Here is a 13,802-nt window from a genome sequence, read left to right as displayed (position 1 = left end):
GGGTGCCCGACTAGCCGCGCAGGTCGGCGAGCTGGCGTTGGAGGAAGCGGCGCTCGAGGTCGGTGGTGGTGAGCGCGAGCGCACGCTCGAAGGCGGCGCGCGCCTCGTCGGGGCGGTCGAGGCGACGCAGCAGCTCGCCGCGGGTCGAGTGGAGGTACGGGAAGGCGTCGAGCGCCAGCCCGTCGACCAGCCCCAACGCCGCCGCGGGATCCCCGGCCATCGCGACCGCGATCGCGTGGTTGAGCGCGACGACCGGCGATCCGGTCTGGTCGAGCAGCGTCCGGTAGAGCACGGCGATCTGCGGCCAGTCGCGCGGCTCGTCCGCGTGGAGGGCGGCGATCGCGGCCTGGAGCACGTAGGCCCCGGTCGCCCCGGGACCGCGGAGGGCGATCGCGCGGTCGAGCAGGGCACGGCCCTCCGCCACGTGGGCGAGGTCCCAGCGCCGGCGGTCCTGGTCCTCCAGCCGCACCAGCTCGCCGGCGACGACGCGGGCGTCCCGGCGAGCGTCGTGCAGCAGCATCAGCGCGAGCAGGCCCCGGACCTCGGGCTCGTCGGGCAGCAGCTCGGTGAGCGCCCGTCCGAGACGGATCGCCTCGGTAGCCAGCTCGGGCCGCTCGGCGAAGCCCGCGTTGAAGATCAGGTAGACGACGCTGAGGACCGCACCGAGTCGGTCGGGCAGGAGGTGGGCGGGCGGCACGCGGAAGGGGATCCCGGCGTCGCGGATCTTGCCCTTGGCCCGCACCAGGCGCCGCTTCATCGTCTCCTGCGGGACGAGGAAGGCCCGGGCGATCTCGGCGGTCCGCAGGCCCCCGAGGGTCCGCAGGGTCAACGCGACCTGGGCCTCGGTCGCCAGCGCCGGGTGGCAGCAGGTGAAGAACAGCTCCAGCCGTTCGTCGCGGAAGACCGTCGTCTCGTCGTAGTCCACGGTGGGCTCCGGGATCTCGGCCGCCAGCAGCTGGGTCTTGGTCGCCAGCGTCCGCTCGCGGCGGATCCGGTCGATCGCGCGGTTGCGCGCCGTCGCGATCAGCCAGGCGGTCGGGTGCTCCGGGGCGCCCGTCCGCGGCCAGCGCTCGGCCGCGACGGCGAACGCCTCCTGTGCGGCCTCCTCGGCACGATCGACGTCGCCGAGGAAGCCGGTGAGCGAGGCCACCACGTGGCCCCACTCGTCGCGGAAGACCCGGTCGAGCAGGGCTACCGCTCCACCAGCGGGCGGACCTCGACGGCGCCGCCCATCCGGGCCGCGGGAACCTGACGAGCGATCTCGAGCGCGGCGTCGAGATCGGCGACGTCGACCAGGTAATAGCCGGCGAAGACCTCCTTCATCTCCGCGAACGGGCCGTCGGTGGTCAGCAGTCGGTCGTCCTGGACGCGGACCGTCGTCGCCGTCTGGACGGGCTGCAGCTGGTCGCCGGCGTAGACGCCGGGCAGGTCGTAGATCGCCTGGTACTCGGCCGAGATCGCGGCCGCGGCCGCGTCGGGGGTCCCGGTCGGCATCTTGCGGGAGGTGTGGATCAGCAGGGCGTACTTCATGGAGGTGCTCCTCGTTGAACGGTTCTACCTAGGAGACGAACGGGAACGGCGAACGGGGACAGCGGGGCTCAAGATTGCCGTAGGGATGGCGTCGACCGGCCTGCCCATGCTCGCCGACCGCTGGACGTCCGGGGGATCCTGGGCAAGGTCGCGGGCAGCCAGGCAGTACGCTCGGTTGTTGTGATCGAAGCGTTGGTTGACCAGATCGAAGCGCGGTTCGCCGACCTCGAGTCCCAGATCGTCGATCCCGTGGTGATCGGGGATCGCAAGCGCTACGCCGACGTCGGCCGCGAGTACCGCCGGATGCAGGACGCGGTTCGGCTCGCTGGCGAGTGGCGGCGGGCGACCGACGACGCGGCCGGAGCGCGCGAGATGCTCGCCGAGGACGAGGACCCCGAGCTGCGCGAGATGCTCGACACCGCCAAGGCGCGGATCACCGAGTTGGAGGAGGAGATCCGGGTCGCGATGGTCGATCCGGACCCCAACGACGACAAGGACGTGATCGTCGAGGTCCAGGGCGGCGCGGGCGGCGAGGAGGGCGACCTGTTCGCCGGCGACATCTACCGGATGCTCACCAAGTACGCCGAGCGTCGCGGGTTCAAGACGGAGCCGCTGCAGGTCTCCGACGGCAAGTACACGTTCGCGGTCAAGGGCGACGGCGCGTTCTCGGTCTTCAAGTGGGAAGCCGGCACCCACCGCGTGCAGCGCGTTCCGGCGACCGAGACCCAGGGCCGGATCCACACCTCGACCTGCACCGTCGCGGTCCTGCCCGAGGCCGAGGACGTCGACATCCACATCGAGCAGAGCGACCTCCAGATCGACGTCTACCGCTCGTCCGGCCCGGGTGGTCAGTCGGTCAACACCACCGACTCGGCGGTCCGGATCACGCACAAGCCCTCCGGCGTGGTCGTCTCGATGCAGGACGAGAAGTCGCAGCTGCAGAACCGCGAGAAGGCGCTCCGGGTGCTGCGGGCGCGGCTCTACGAGCACGCGATGGCCGAGCAGCAGGCGGCGCAGTCGGCGGCCCGCAGCGCGCAGGTCGGCAGCGGCGACCGGGCGGAGAAGATCCGCACCTACAACTTCGGCGAGGGCCGGGTCACCGACCACCGGATCAAGCTCACGAAGTACGCGCTCGAATCGATCCTCGAGGGCGAGCTGGAGGAGTTCACCGGCGGGCTCCAGGCCGACGAGAAGCGCCGGCTGCTCGAGCAGCTGGCGACCGCGGAGTCGTGACCAAGCCGCGGGTCGGGGCGACGATCCGGCGGCTGACCGCGCGGTTCGAGGAAGCGGGCATCGACTCCCCGCGGCTGGACGCCGAGCTGCTGGTCGCGCACGTCCTCGAGCAGACCCGCGCGCAGCTGTTCCTGTCGCCGGACCACCCGCTGACGGACGCCCAGGCGCGGAAGCTCGACGACCTCGAGCGGCGCCGCGCCGACGAGCGCGAGTCGGTCGCCCACCTGCTCGGGGTCCGTGGCTTCCGCTACCTCGACCTGGAGGTCGACCGGCGGGTCCTGATCCCGCGGCCGGAGACCGAGCTGCTGGTCGAGGTCGGCCTCGAGCTGCCCGACGGCGCGACGGTGATCGACGTCGGCACCGGCAGCGGCGCGATCGCGCTCGCGCTCGCCCACGAGCGGCCGGACCTGGTCGTCCACGCGACCGACATCTCCGCCGACGCGCTCGACGTCGCCCGCGCCAACGCCGCACGGCTCGGCCTCGCGGTCCGCTTCCACGAGGGCGACCTGCTGGCCGGGCTGGGGGAGACGCTGGGCCGCGGGACGCCCGCGGCCCCCGGCTTCCTCGCGGTCCTCTCGAACCCGCCGTACATCCCTGAGTCCGACCGCGCGACGCTGCCGCCGGAGGTCGTCCGGCACGATCCGGGCCTGGCCCTGTTCGGCGGTGAGGACGGGCTCGACGTCGTCCGCCGACTGCTGCCCGCCGCACGCGACGCGGGTGCCGACCTGATCGCGATCGAGGTCGGGGAGGGCCAGCCGCCGGCGACGGTCGCGCTCGCCCACGAGCACGGCTTCGTCCGGACCGAGGTCCGCGACGACCTGGCCGGGATCGGACGGGTCGTCGTCGGGCGCCCCGCGTCCGCGGCCGACCCCGACGTCGACGGCGCGTCCGGGGCGACCGGCTCCGCGGGGGCCTGAGGTGCTCGGCGGGGCGGAGGACGTGCTGCCGCTGTCGCCCGAGGCGATCGCGCAGCTGACCACGGTCACCGCCGCTGGCGGGATCGGGCTGTTCCCGGCCGAGACCGTCTATGGGCTCGCGGCCGATCCGCGCCACCCCGACGCCGTCCGTCGGATCGCGACCCTCAAGCGGCGGGATCCGGCGAAGCCGTCGTCGGTCCTGTTCTGGTCGCTCGCCGACGTGCTCGATCTGCTCGGCGGCGACGGCGTGCCGGAGGTCGTCCTCGACGCCCTGCGGGCGCTGCTCCCGGGGCCGGTGGGCGTGCTGGTGCCGAACCCGGCCGGGCGCTATCCGGTCGCGGTCGGCGCGGACCGGGGCACGCTCGGGGTGCGGGTGCCGCGGCTCGCGGTGCCGGTGCTCGCACCGCCGGTCGTCCAGACCAGCGCGAACCTGGCCGGGGAGCCGGCCCCGTCCCGGATCGACGCCGTCCCGGCCGCGATCCGGGCCGGCTGCGAGGTCGAGCTCGACGGTGGGCAACGGCCCGGCACCGCCTCGACGATCGTGGACCTGCGCGGCCTGCCCGACGATCGCTCGGGCGGGTGGCGGATCGTGCGCGAGGGCGCCGTGCCCGCCGCGGCGATCGCCGCGGCCCTGGGCGCCTGAGCGTGGCGCGGACCGGTTTCGCACGGCCGCCCGGGCACGCCCGACCTCGGCCCGACACCGTACGATCCGGGTATGCGGATCGCCGTCGCCTCCGACCACGCCGGGTTCACGCTCAAGGAGCACGTCAAGACGACGTTGCGGAGCCAGGGTCACGAGGTGATCGACGCCGGCACGACGTCGGCCGAGTCGACCGACTACCCGCAGTACGCGGCCAAGGCGGCGCGCCTGGTCGCGGCCGGGGACGCCGAGCGCGGCGTGCTCGTCTGCGGCTCGGGCAACGGCGTCACGATCACGGCCAACAAGATCGACGGGATCCGCGCCGTCAACGCGCACGACGCCGACGAGGCGACGATGGCGCGGCGCCACAACGGGATCAACGTCCTCGGTCTCTCGGAGGCGCGGATCGACGGGGTCACGGCCGACGCGATCGTCTCCGCCTTCCTCGCCACCGAGTTCGACGGGGGACGCCACGAGCGCCGCGTCGACGAGATCGCCGACGTCGAGCGGGGCGGCGCGGGCACGCCGCCCGCCGCCTGATCGCCGCGGCAGCCTGATCACGGCTGCTGCCCGCCGCGCCGGGATCCGCCGGCCGGGTCGCGGGCCGCGCGCGGTGCTTCCGGTGTCGACCACGATCGCGGTTCGCCGTTGGTGCCACCCGCGCGGCGTGGTCGGGGCCGATCGGTAGGATTGGCGGCGTCGTAACTGGCGCCACGGGTGGAACGGACCACCGGGAAGCGACACCGCTGGATCGCAGTTTGCCGCGCGCCTGGGCACCGAACCGTTTGCACGTTCTCGAGGAGACGCCCGTGTCCGACCTGCCCGCAGATTTCTTCAACGCCTCGTTGGCCGAGGTCGATCCCGAGGTGGCCGAAGCGGTCACCGCCGAGCTCCACCGCCAGCAGCAGACGCTCGAGATGATCGCGTCGGAGAACTTCGTGCCGCAGGCGGTCCTGGAGTGCCAGGGCTCGGTCCTGACCAACAAGTACGCCGAGGGCTACCCGGGCCGTCGCTACTACGGCGGCTGCGAGTACGTCGACATCGTCGAGCAGCTGGCGATCGACCGCGCCAAGGAGCTGTTCGGGGCGGAGCACGCCAACGTCCAGCCGCACGCCGGCGCCCAGGCCAACAACGCCGTCTACCACGCGCTGCTCCAGCCGGGCGACCGGATCATGGGCCTCTCGCTGGCCCACGGTGGCCACCTCAGCCACGGGATGAAGCTGAACGTCTCGGGGCGGCTCTACGAGATCGTCGCCTACGAGGTCGACCGCGAGACCTCCCGGATCGACATGGACGAGGTGGCGCGGATCGCCCGCGAGACGCGGCCGAAGATGATCGTCGCCGGCTGGTCGGCCTACTCGCGGCAGCTCGACTTCCCGCGCTTCCGCGAGATCGCCGACGAGGTCGGCGCGCTGCTCTTCGTCGACATGGCCCACTTCGCCGGCCTGGTCGCCGCCGGCCTGCACCCGTCGCCGGTGCCCTACGCCGACGTCGTCTCGACCACCGTCCACAAGACCCTCGGTGGCCCGCGGTCGGGGATCATCCTCTGCCGTGCCGAGCACCAGAAGAAGATCGACCAGGCCGTCTTCCCCGGTCAGCAGGGCGGTCCGCTGGAGCACGTGATCGCGGCCAAGGCGGTCGCGCTGAAGATCGCCGCGAGCGAGGAGTTCCGCGAGCGCCAGCAGCGGACGATCGACGGCGCCCGCGTGCTCGCCGGCGAGTTGCTCGAGGCCGGAGGCGGCCTCAACGTCCTGACCGGCGGGACCGACGTGCACCTGGTGCTCGTCGACCTGCGCGAGAGCGAGCTCAACGGCCAGCAGGCCGAGGACCGCCTGCACGAGGTCGGGATCACCGTCAACCGCAACGCGATCCCGTTCGACCCGCGCCCGCCGATGGTCACCAGCGGCCTGCGCGTCGGCACCTCGGCGCTCGCCACCCGCGGCCTGACGGTCGACGCCTTCCGCGAGGTCGGCAAGGTCATCGCCACCGCCCTGGCGGCGACCGAGGACGAGTTCCAGGCGGCCCGCGTCGAGCTGGCCGCGCGGGTCCGCGCCGTCGCCGACCAATACCCGCTCTACACCCAGCTGGGCTGATATCACGCGCTCGATCACCTTCGGGGCAACCGCCGTGCGTTCTAGGCTTCGAGGCCGATGAACTGGCGTGACCCCTTCGTGGGGCTGCTGATCGCCTTCGCGGTGACGGCCCTCCTGACGCCGCTCGTCGCTCGGTTCGCCCGGGCGGTCGGCGCCGTCGACCAGCCTCGCGGCCGCGGCGTCGCGAGCGGGGGGACCCCGTTGCTCGGCGGGATCGCGATCGCGATCGGCGTCGGGGCCGGGGTCCTGCTGGTGATGCCGGACTCGGCCGCCTGGCAGGACAAGCTCCACTCGGTGCTGCTCGGCGGGCTGGCGATCGTGATCGTCGGCGCGGCCGACGACCGCTTCGACCTGCACCCGCTGGCGAAGCTGGCGGGACAGGCGGCCTCGGCGATGATCCCGGTCTCCCAGGGGCTGGTGGTCGAGAACATCACGCTCCCGTTCCTGGGGGCGATCCACCTCGGCGACTTCGCCTCGGTCCTGACGGTGCTCGGCTTCGTGGTCGTGATGAACGTCGTCAACCTGTCCGACGGGATCGACGGGCTGGCCGCCGGCGTCTGCGCGATCGCGGCGGTCGCCCTGGCGATCGTGGCGTGGGACCTGGGGACCAAGCACGCGGCGCTGCTGGCGGCCGTCACCTGCGGGGCCTCGATCGGGTTCCTGGTCCACAACTTCCATCCGGCGACGGTCTTCATGGGGGACACCGGCGCGAACCTGCTCGGCTACCTGCTGGCGGCCGTCGCGATCGAGGGCTCGGTCAAGACGACCGCGGTCCCGGCGCTCGTGTTCCCGCTGCTGATCCTGGCGCTGCCGTTCCTCGACACCACCTTCGTGGTGGTGAAGCGGCTGCGGATGGGCCGGTTGCCGTGGTCGGCGGACCAGAACCACTTCCACCACCGGCTCGGGCGGCTCGGCTTCAGCCAACGGCGCTCGGTGCTGTACCTCTACGCCTGGACGGCGGCGCTCGCGAGCCTCGCCGTCGCGCTGCGGTTCGTGCCGTACAGCGACGACCACGGCCACTTCAACCCGCTCTGGACGTCGGTCCTGGCCGTGATCGTGCTGATCGTGCTGGCGGTCAGCGTCTACCTGGTCTTCGTGCTCGAGATCGTCAAGCTGCGCCGGATCGACGCGCTGCGCCTGCGGCGGATCCGGCCCGACGCGACCGACGCCGAGATCGACGCCGACGTGACCCGCGCCCTGGTCACCGGCGAGATCGACGCGATCACCGGCGAGCACTCCGCGATCGTCGCCCGCGACGAGCGCCGCTAGCCGCGGATCCGCGGCGCGATCGGCTCAGGCGGTCGTGACCCGCGGGTCGGGCCGACCGTAGATCGTCCGCAGCCAGGCGCTCGACAGCGCCTCGACCAGCTCGGCGGTCGAGTAGGCCGACTCCTGCACGAACTGCTGGTAGAAGGTCCGCTCGACGCCCCAGACGAGCGCGAACGCCGTCGGGCCGGGGGGATAGTCGGGCGCGTTGCCGGCCGCCTGCTCGGCGATGATCCGCTGCTCGGTGGCGTCGATGAAGCGTCCGATCAGCCCGCGCCAGTGCTCGGCGACCTCGCGCTCGTAGGTGCCGACCTCGACGATCGCGCGCAGCAGGGGCCCGTGCTGGGTGAAGAGGTTCGAGATGTTCTCGATCGCGGTTCGCAGGACGTCCTGGCGGACGCCGGTCGCCGACCACCAGACGTCGGCCGCCGCGTAGAGCTGGTCGGCGACGGTCACCGTCAGCCGCTCGAGCACCTCGCGCTTGTCACGGAAGTAGAAGTAGAACGAGGTCCGCGAGATCCCGGCCCGGCCGGCCAGCCGCTCGACGTTGAGGTCGCCGTAGGTCTCGCCCTCGGTCAGCAGCTCTTCCATCGCCTGCAGGACGTCGGCCTGGACCCGGGCACGCTTGCTGGTGCTCTCGGCGTTGCGGGGAGTCGGGGGCACCGAGCGAGCCTAGCGCGTCACCGAGCGCCGATCGCCGGCTCGCGTGGCTGCGGCGGCGAGTCGTGGCAGCAGGTGTAAGGGCGGTCGAACTCGATATACCTAGGGCGTGCAGCAATGGATCTGTGAGCCCTGCGGGTTCATCTACGACCCGGCCGAAGGCGACCCCGACGGCGGCATTCCGCCCGGAACTGCCTTCGAGGACATCCCCGACGGCTGGTGCTGCCCGGTCTGCGGCGCGCGCAAGCGCGAGTTCGTTCCGTTCGATTAGGACCGACCAAGACCGCAGGTCTCCGTAGACGGGGCTGTGGCTGCGGGCGTCGGCTGCTTGCCGGCCGCGCCGGCTCGGCCTACGTGTACCTCACACGCAACTGGGGGAGCCTCGTCGGCCCGTTAGGATGCTTTAGGTGCTGGAGAAGATCCTGCTCCTGGCGGGGCTGCTCCTCGTTGCCGGCCTCGCGGCCTCGTTGTTCGCCGGCCGACTACGTGTTCCAGCGCTGGTCGTCTTCCTGCTGCTGGGGATGGTCGCGGGGACCGACGCGCTCAACATCGTCGAGATCCGCGACGTCACGCTGATCCGCGACATCGGGCTCGTCGCGCTGGTCCTGATCCTCTTCGAGGGCGGCCTGGCCTCGGGCGTCCGCGAGATCCGTCCGGTGATCGTCCCGGCGGCGTTGCTCTCCACGCTCGGCGTCCTGATCACGACGGTCGTGGTCGGCGCGATCACCTACGCGGTCTTCGACGTCTCGTTCGACGAGGGCCTGCTGCTCGGGGCGATCGTCGCCTCGACCGACGGCGCGGCGATCTTCGCCCTGCTCCGCGGCTCGACGCTGCGACGGCGGTTGGCGCGGACCCTCGAGGGGGAGGCCGGGATGAACGACCCGGTCACGGCGCTGCTGGTGATCGGGTTGATCGCCCTCCAGCAGGAGCCGGGCTACACGGTCCTGGACATCTTCACCCACATGATCCAGGAGCTGGCCGTCGACGCGGTGGTCGGCAGCCTGATCGGCCTGCTCGCCGTCCAGGCGTTCAAGCGGGCCCGGCTGGCGAGCGAGGGGCTGTACCCGGTCGCCTCGCTGGCGACGGCGATCCTCGCCTACGCGGTCGCGGCCAACCTCCACGGCTCGGGTCTGCTGTCGGCCTACCTCGCCGGCCTGATGCTGGGGTCGGCGACGATCCACGGCAAGCGCTCGATCATGGCCTTCCACGACGGGATCGCCTGGGTCGCCCAGCTGGGCATGTTCCTCGCGCTGGGGCTGCTGGTCTCGCCGCACGCGCTGCCCGGGGTCTGGGTCAAGGCGCTCGTGATCACCGCCGCGCTGCTGCTGCTCGCCCGCCCGCTGGCGGTCTTCCTGATCCTGACCCCGCTGAGGTTCTCGCGCAACGAGCAGATCGCGATCTCGTGGGCGGGCCTGAAGGGGGCGGTCCCGATCGTCTTCGCGACCTTCCCGGTGATCGCCCACATCCCGCGGGCGGAGGAGTACCTGGCGATCGTCTTCTTCGTCGTGCTGCTGACGACCATCCTCCAGGGGGTCACCTTCGAGGGGATCGCGCAGCGGCTGCGGGTGACGACGACCCGCCCGGCGATCGACCGGCCGCTGGTCGAGGTGATGGCCGTGCGCGAGCTGGGGGCGGAGGTCGTCGAGGTCCGGGCGCGCCAGGGCGACGCGATGGTCGGAGCCCGGGTCAAGGACCTGGGCCTGCCCCGGGACGCGCTGGTGAGCGTGCTCGTCCGCGGCGACGAGGCGCTGCTCCCGCGCGGATCGACCCGACTCGAGGTCGATGACCGTCTCCACCTGATGGTCCGTCGCGAGGTCGCCGGCCAGATCCCGTCGCTGGTCGAGCGCTGGCGCGAGGGCCCGGTCGGCCCCGCGGTGCGGCCGACCCGGCGCTACGTCTCGATCGCGCCGATCTTCCGGACCGGCCCGTGGGACGAGCGAGACGGCGATGCGAGCGACCCGCGGACGGTCGGCGGGCTCGAGATCGTCGAGCGGCTGCGGATCCGGCGCGATCGGCCGGGGACGCTGCTGGTGCTCTCCGACGGCCGCTACGCGGTCTCGGGAGCGATCGTGATCGTCGGCTCGCGCCAGGCGGTCCAGCAGCAGGCGCGACGGCGGCTCGAACGGGCGAACGACGACGCCGACGCGGGCTGGTGGCAGGAAGTCATCGGCGCCTGCGCGGCCTGACCGGACCGCTTCCGGACGAGTCGTGGGCAGGAATCCGGGGGTCGCCGTCGACGGCCTTCGGGGCTCGCCGTCGCCGGTCGAGCGTCCGCCCGGCCGATGACTGTCTGTGCGCCATGTTTGTGACGCAGCGCACGAGCGATGATGCGAGCTAGCACAACCCCTCGTACGCCCCCGTACGAACGGGGAATCCTGGCCTTGGGGCGTGCTGGCACGGGCGCCGAGCTTGCTATAAGGTCCGTCCCGTCGCCGCCCCTTCCGACCCCGTCGCTGCCGACGGAGCCGTGAGGGTCTCTTCGCATTGCTCCTCGCCTTCGGGCGGCGTGCGACGCGGCGTTCCGCTCCCATGACGTTGTTTCCACACGACCCCTGCGAGATCCGTTTTGCCGGCTCCAAAGCAACCACCTGCGCGTGGTGCAGTGGCGGGCATGACGATCGTGACCGCGATGATTCTCGGTCTGGCGATCTGCGGGGGAATCGGGGCGCTCGTCGGGGCCGTCGGTCTGGGCTTGATCGTGGGGGCGTTCGTCGGCTTGGCCGGGGGAACGGCCGCGGTCATCGTTCGGTTCCGGGACCTGTAGTCCCGGTGGAGGGTTGAACGACATGCGCTACCTCGACGTCTTCGTCGTCCTTCTCTGCCTGCCGGTCGCGCTGCTCCTCGGAGCGCCGGCCGCCGGCTGCATCATCGCCACCGTCGTCTGGACCATCCAGCGGATCGTGGCCATCCAGATCGAGCGTCGGGCGATGGCTCAGGAAGACGCGCGTACCGCGCTGAAGCTGAACTTCGCCGGCCTGATGATCCGCGTCTGGCTGATCTGCCTCGCGATCGTCATCTGTGGCGTCGCGATCAGTCGGCCCGACGGTGCCGCCGCCGCGGCGACGATGCTCGCCGCGTTCACGGTCTACATCACCGTCACGCTCGTATCCCGCACCCTCGACAGGAAGTCTGTCCACGCATGAACTCCCGCGCGAAGGCCCTGATCGGCCTAGGGCTGTACCTCGTACTGATCGTCGCAACCGTCTTCATCTTCGGCTTCAGCCGGATTGAAGATTCGCCGTTCAAGCCCGAGAACGAGTTCAAGCTCGACACGTGGGTCGACCTCGGCTTCATGTCGATCAACAAGGCCGTCATGTACCTGCTGATCGCGGGCATCCTGACGGTCGGCACGATGGTCTTCATCGCCAACCGGATGCAGGCGAAGCCGAACCGCGTGCAGACGATCGTCGAGATCCTCTTCACGACGATGCGCGACAACATCACCGGCGCGAACATGGACAACAAGCTCGCCGCGAAGTGGTTCCCCTTCATCGGCACGCTGTTCCTGTTCATCTGGTTCTCGAACCTGATCGGCTACCTGCCGCTGCCGACCAACACCGAGCACACGTTCAACGTGCTCGGCGTCGACGTCCCGAGCTTCGCGCTGTTCGCCGCCACGGCGAACCTCTCGGTGCCGCTCGTGCTGGCGATCATCGTGTTCGTGTTCTACACGGCGGAGGGCATCCGGGCGAAGGGCTTCTTCGGCTACTTCAAGAGCCTCGTCCCGGCCGGCGTCCACGGCCCGATGGCCGCGTTCATCTGGGTCCTCGAGCTGATGTCGAACTTCATGCGCCTGATCTCGCTCTCGGTGCGTCTGTTCGCGAACATCCTCGCCGGCCACCTCATCATCTTGTTCATGAGCGGCGGCCTCGCCGTCCTGCTCGGACTCGAAGTGGTCGGGGTCATCGCCCTGCCCGCCGGCATCCTGCTCTACCTCTTCGAGGTTGGGCTGGTCGCCACCCTGCAGGCCTTCATCTTCGCCACCCTCACGGCCATCTATCTCGGTGGCGCAGTGGCCGAGTCCCACTGAGTAACTAAAGGAGCAATACCGTGGACCTGACGATCATCACGCAGCTTGCCGCCGTCGACGACGGCTCCGACGCGGGCAAGGCCATCGCGCTCGCCCTCGGTGGCGGTCTTGGTGCCGCCGGCGCCGGCATCGGCATCGGGTACCTCTTCGGCAGCGTCGTGCAGGCGCTCGTGCGCCAGCCGGAGCTGAAGGACGAGATCACCAGCATCCAGTGGCTGGGCTTCGCCCTGACGGAGGCCGTGTTCTTCTACGGCCTCGTCGCGGGCCTCCTGGCCTTCTTCCTCTAGGCCGACATGAGCACGCTCCTGCACACCACCGCGCTTGCCGCGGCCGAAGGGGGGGACAGCGGAGGAAGCTTCCTCGTGTCCCCGACCACCGGGACGATGATCTGGACCTTGCTGGTCTTCGTCATCGCCTGGGTCATCCTGGCCAAGGTGGCGTTCCCGAAGATCTCCGAGGCGCTGGACAAGCGCCAGGCCATGATCACGGAGACGATCGACGCCGCGGAGCGCAACCAGAAGGAAGCGGAGAAGCTGGCCGCCGAGACCCGTGAGCACCTGCTCGCCGCGCGTTCGCAGGCCGAGGAGATCCTCGTCCGCGCCCGCAAGTCGGCAGAGGCTCACGAGACGGAGGCCCGTTCGGCCGCCAAGGTCCAGGGCGAGGAGATCCTCTCCCAGGCCCGGAACGACATTGCGGCGGAGACCCGTCGAGCGATCAGTGAGATCCGCTCGGAGGTCGCCGACCTCACGATCCTGGCCACCACCAAGGTCACCGGCAAGACGCTCGACACGGACGACCAGCGTCGTCTCGTCGAGGAAGCGCTCGATGGCCTCGACTTCTCCGCGCTGAGCGGCGACGGGCGGAGGTAGCCCCAGATGGACCAGATCTCCCGCGTATACGCTCGGTCGCTGTTCGAGGTCGCCGTCGATCGCGACGCCGTCGACCGCGTCCGTGAGCAGATCGGGCAGCTCGCCGAGGGGCTCGACGCGAGTCGTGACCTGCAGCTGTTCCTGTTCTCGCCGCAATTCTCCTCCGCGGAGAAGCGCGACGGGCTGCGTCGGGCGATCGAGGGCGCTGACCCGATCGTCGAGAACCTGCTCGACGTGCTGGTCGACAACGGCCGTCTGCAGCTCCTGCCCGAGGTTCGTCGTGCGTTCGACGAGCTGTATGACGATCTGCATCGGGTGCTGCCCGTGCGGATCACCACCGCGGTCCCCCTGGACGAGGCGACGACCGCCCGGATCGGGGAAGAGGTCGGTCGGGGAACCGGTCGCGAAGTGCAGCTCACCGCCGAGGTCGATCCCGACCTCGTCGGGGGCATCGTGCTGCGCGTCGGCAACTCGATCCTCGACGCCTCGATCCGCCAACGTCTCGAAAACCTGCGTCGACAGGTGGCGACGGCGTAGTCGCCGTCGCTGATCGCTACTTCCGTA

17 protein-coding genes and 1 riboswitch are annotated in these 13,802 nt (G+C 71.0%); of the genes, 14 read left to right on the top strand and 3 right to left on the bottom strand.

The features are described 5' to 3' along the window. Window positions 1-10 precede the first annotated feature (10 nt). Together ACVUH9_RS11380 and ACVUH9_RS11375 are read right to left on the bottom strand one after the other, a co-directional pair. Window positions 11-1,153, bottom strand: coding sequence for an RNA polymerase sigma factor (locus tag ACVUH9_RS11380; protein ID WP_475756931.1), 1,143 nt, complete (start codon window positions 1,151-1,153; stop codon window positions 11-13). Window positions 1,154-1,191: 38 nt separating this feature from the next. Beyond that, window positions 1,192-1,530 (bottom strand): YciI family protein, encoded by a 339-nt coding sequence (locus ACVUH9_RS11375; RefSeq protein ID WP_475756929.1) that lies wholly within the window; start codon window positions 1,528-1,530, stop codon window positions 1,192-1,194. A 180-nt stretch (window positions 1,531-1,710) separates the two neighbouring features. Here ACVUH9_RS11375 and prfA point away from each other — a divergent pair, with 180 nt between their 5' ends. From prfA to ACVUH9_RS11345, 6 genes are all read left to right on the top strand, one after another. Further along, window positions 1,711-2,763 carry a peptide chain release factor 1 gene (prfA, locus tag ACVUH9_RS11370; protein WP_475756928.1) on the top strand — a complete coding sequence of 351 codons (1,053 nt, stop codon included), beginning with the start codon at window positions 1,711-1,713 and terminating at the stop codon, window positions 2,761-2,763. Then, entirely contained in the window at window positions 2,760-3,680 is a 921-nt protein-coding gene (gene prmC / locus ACVUH9_RS11365) for a peptide chain release factor N(5)-glutamine methyltransferase (RefSeq protein ID WP_475756926.1), read from the top strand. Before prfA ends, prmC begins: the two co-directional genes overlap by 4 nt. Window position 3,681: 1 nt before the next feature. Continuing rightward, entirely contained in the window at window positions 3,682-4,323 is a 642-nt protein-coding gene (locus tag ACVUH9_RS11360) for an L-threonylcarbamoyladenylate synthase (protein WP_475756924.1), read from the top strand. A 72-nt stretch (window positions 4,324-4,395) separates the two neighbouring features. Further along, window positions 4,396-4,860 (top strand): ribose 5-phosphate isomerase B, encoded by a 465-nt coding sequence (rpiB, locus tag ACVUH9_RS11355; RefSeq protein ID WP_475756922.1) that lies wholly within the window; start codon window positions 4,396-4,398, stop codon window positions 4,858-4,860. Between the two features lie 151 nt (window positions 4,861-5,011). Continuing rightward, a riboswitch (ZMP/ZTP riboswitch) is annotated at window positions 5,012-5,102 on the top strand. Between the two features lie 27 nt (window positions 5,103-5,129). Then, window positions 5,130-6,413 carry a serine hydroxymethyltransferase gene (locus ACVUH9_RS11350; RefSeq protein WP_475756920.1) on the top strand — a complete coding sequence of 428 codons (1,284 nt, stop codon included), beginning with the start codon at window positions 5,130-5,132 and terminating at the stop codon, window positions 6,411-6,413. A gap of 57 nt (window positions 6,414-6,470) precedes the next feature. Further along, window positions 6,471-7,682: a glycosyltransferase family 4 protein gene (locus tag ACVUH9_RS11345; protein ID WP_475756918.1), complete on the top strand. Its 1,212-nt coding sequence runs from the start codon at window positions 6,471-6,473 to the stop codon at window positions 7,680-7,682. 24 nt (window positions 7,683-7,706) lie between these two features. Here ACVUH9_RS11345 and ACVUH9_RS11340 read toward each other — a convergent pair whose 3' ends face one another. Then, entirely contained in the window at window positions 7,707-8,342 is a 636-nt protein-coding gene (locus ACVUH9_RS11340) for a TetR/AcrR family transcriptional regulator (protein ID WP_475756916.1), read from the bottom strand. Between the two features lie 106 nt (window positions 8,343-8,448). Between ACVUH9_RS11340 and ACVUH9_RS11335 the strand changes: the two genes are divergently transcribed. From ACVUH9_RS11335 to atpH, 8 genes are all read left to right on the top strand, one after another. Beyond that, complete coding sequence (locus ACVUH9_RS11335) at window positions 8,449-8,610, top strand: rubredoxin (RefSeq protein WP_475756914.1); 162 nt, start codon at window positions 8,449-8,451, stop codon at window positions 8,608-8,610. Window positions 8,611-8,746: 136 nt separating this feature from the next. After that, window positions 8,747-10,525 (top strand): potassium/proton antiporter, encoded by a 1,779-nt coding sequence (locus tag ACVUH9_RS11330; RefSeq protein ID WP_475756913.1) that lies wholly within the window; start codon window positions 8,747-8,749, stop codon window positions 10,523-10,525. A gap of 425 nt (window positions 10,526-10,950) precedes the next feature. Further along, on the top strand, window positions 10,951-11,103 hold the full coding sequence (locus tag ACVUH9_RS11325) for a hypothetical protein (protein ID WP_475756911.1): 153 nt from the start codon (window positions 10,951-10,953) through the stop codon (window positions 11,101-11,103). Between the two features lie 22 nt (window positions 11,104-11,125). Continuing rightward, on the top strand, window positions 11,126-11,482 hold the full coding sequence (locus ACVUH9_RS11320; RefSeq protein ID WP_475756910.1) for a hypothetical protein: 357 nt from the start codon (window positions 11,126-11,128) through the stop codon (window positions 11,480-11,482). Beyond that, window positions 11,479-12,369 carry a F0F1 ATP synthase subunit A gene (atpB, locus tag ACVUH9_RS11315; protein ID WP_475756908.1) on the top strand — a complete coding sequence of 297 codons (891 nt, stop codon included), beginning with the start codon at window positions 11,479-11,481 and terminating at the stop codon, window positions 12,367-12,369. Before ACVUH9_RS11320 ends, atpB begins: the two co-directional genes overlap by 4 nt. A 20-nt stretch (window positions 12,370-12,389) precedes the next feature. Next, a complete protein-coding gene (locus ACVUH9_RS11310) occupies window positions 12,390-12,656 on the top strand; it encodes an ATP synthase F0 subunit C (protein ID WP_475756906.1) in 267 nt (88 codons plus the stop codon). Window positions 12,657-12,662: 6 nt separating this feature from the next. Further along, complete coding sequence (gene atpF, locus ACVUH9_RS11305) at window positions 12,663-13,238, top strand: F0F1 ATP synthase subunit B (protein ID WP_475756904.1); 576 nt, start codon at window positions 12,663-12,665, stop codon at window positions 13,236-13,238. Window positions 13,239-13,244: 6 nt separating this feature from the next. After that, the gene (atpH, locus tag ACVUH9_RS11300; protein WP_475756902.1) at window positions 13,245-13,775 is read left to right on the top strand and encodes an ATP synthase F1 subunit delta; all 531 of its coding nucleotides are present in this window, start codon (window positions 13,245-13,247) and stop codon (window positions 13,773-13,775) included. Window positions 13,776-13,802: the final 27 nt, after the last annotated feature.

It is taken from the genome of Patulibacter ginsengiterrae (genome assembly GCF_056269115.1).
The sequence above is the reverse complement of the archived record's forward strand: the minus strand, read 5'-3'. Positions and strand labels throughout refer to the sequence as shown.

What these genes read in the sequence shown, in the direction of transcription:
- ACVUH9_RS11375 (WP_475756929.1), bottom strand. Translation starts at nt 1,530, where the DNA reads ATGAAGTACGCCCTGCTGATCCACACCTCCCGCAAGATGCCGACCGGG.
- rpiB (WP_475756922.1), top strand. Translation starts at nt 4,396, where the DNA reads ATGCGGATCGCCGTCGCCTCCGACCACGCCGGGTTCACGCTCAAGGAG.
- ACVUH9_RS11345 (WP_475756918.1), top strand. Translation starts at nt 6,471, where the DNA reads ATGAACTGGCGTGACCCCTTCGTGGGGCTGCTGATCGCCTTCGCGGTG.
- ACVUH9_RS11325 (WP_475756911.1), top strand. Translation starts at nt 10,951, where the DNA reads ATGACGATCGTGACCGCGATGATTCTCGGTCTGGCGATCTGCGGGGGA.
- ACVUH9_RS11320 (WP_475756910.1), top strand. Translation starts at nt 11,126, where the DNA reads ATGCGCTACCTCGACGTCTTCGTCGTCCTTCTCTGCCTGCCGGTCGCG.
- atpB (WP_475756908.1), top strand. Translation starts at nt 11,479, where the DNA reads ATGAACTCCCGCGCGAAGGCCCTGATCGGCCTAGGGCTGTACCTCGTA.
- atpF (WP_475756904.1), top strand. Translation starts at nt 12,663, where the DNA reads ATGAGCACGCTCCTGCACACCACCGCGCTTGCCGCGGCCGAAGGGGGG.
- atpH (WP_475756902.1), top strand. Translation starts at nt 13,245, where the DNA reads ATGGACCAGATCTCCCGCGTATACGCTCGGTCGCTGTTCGAGGTCGCC.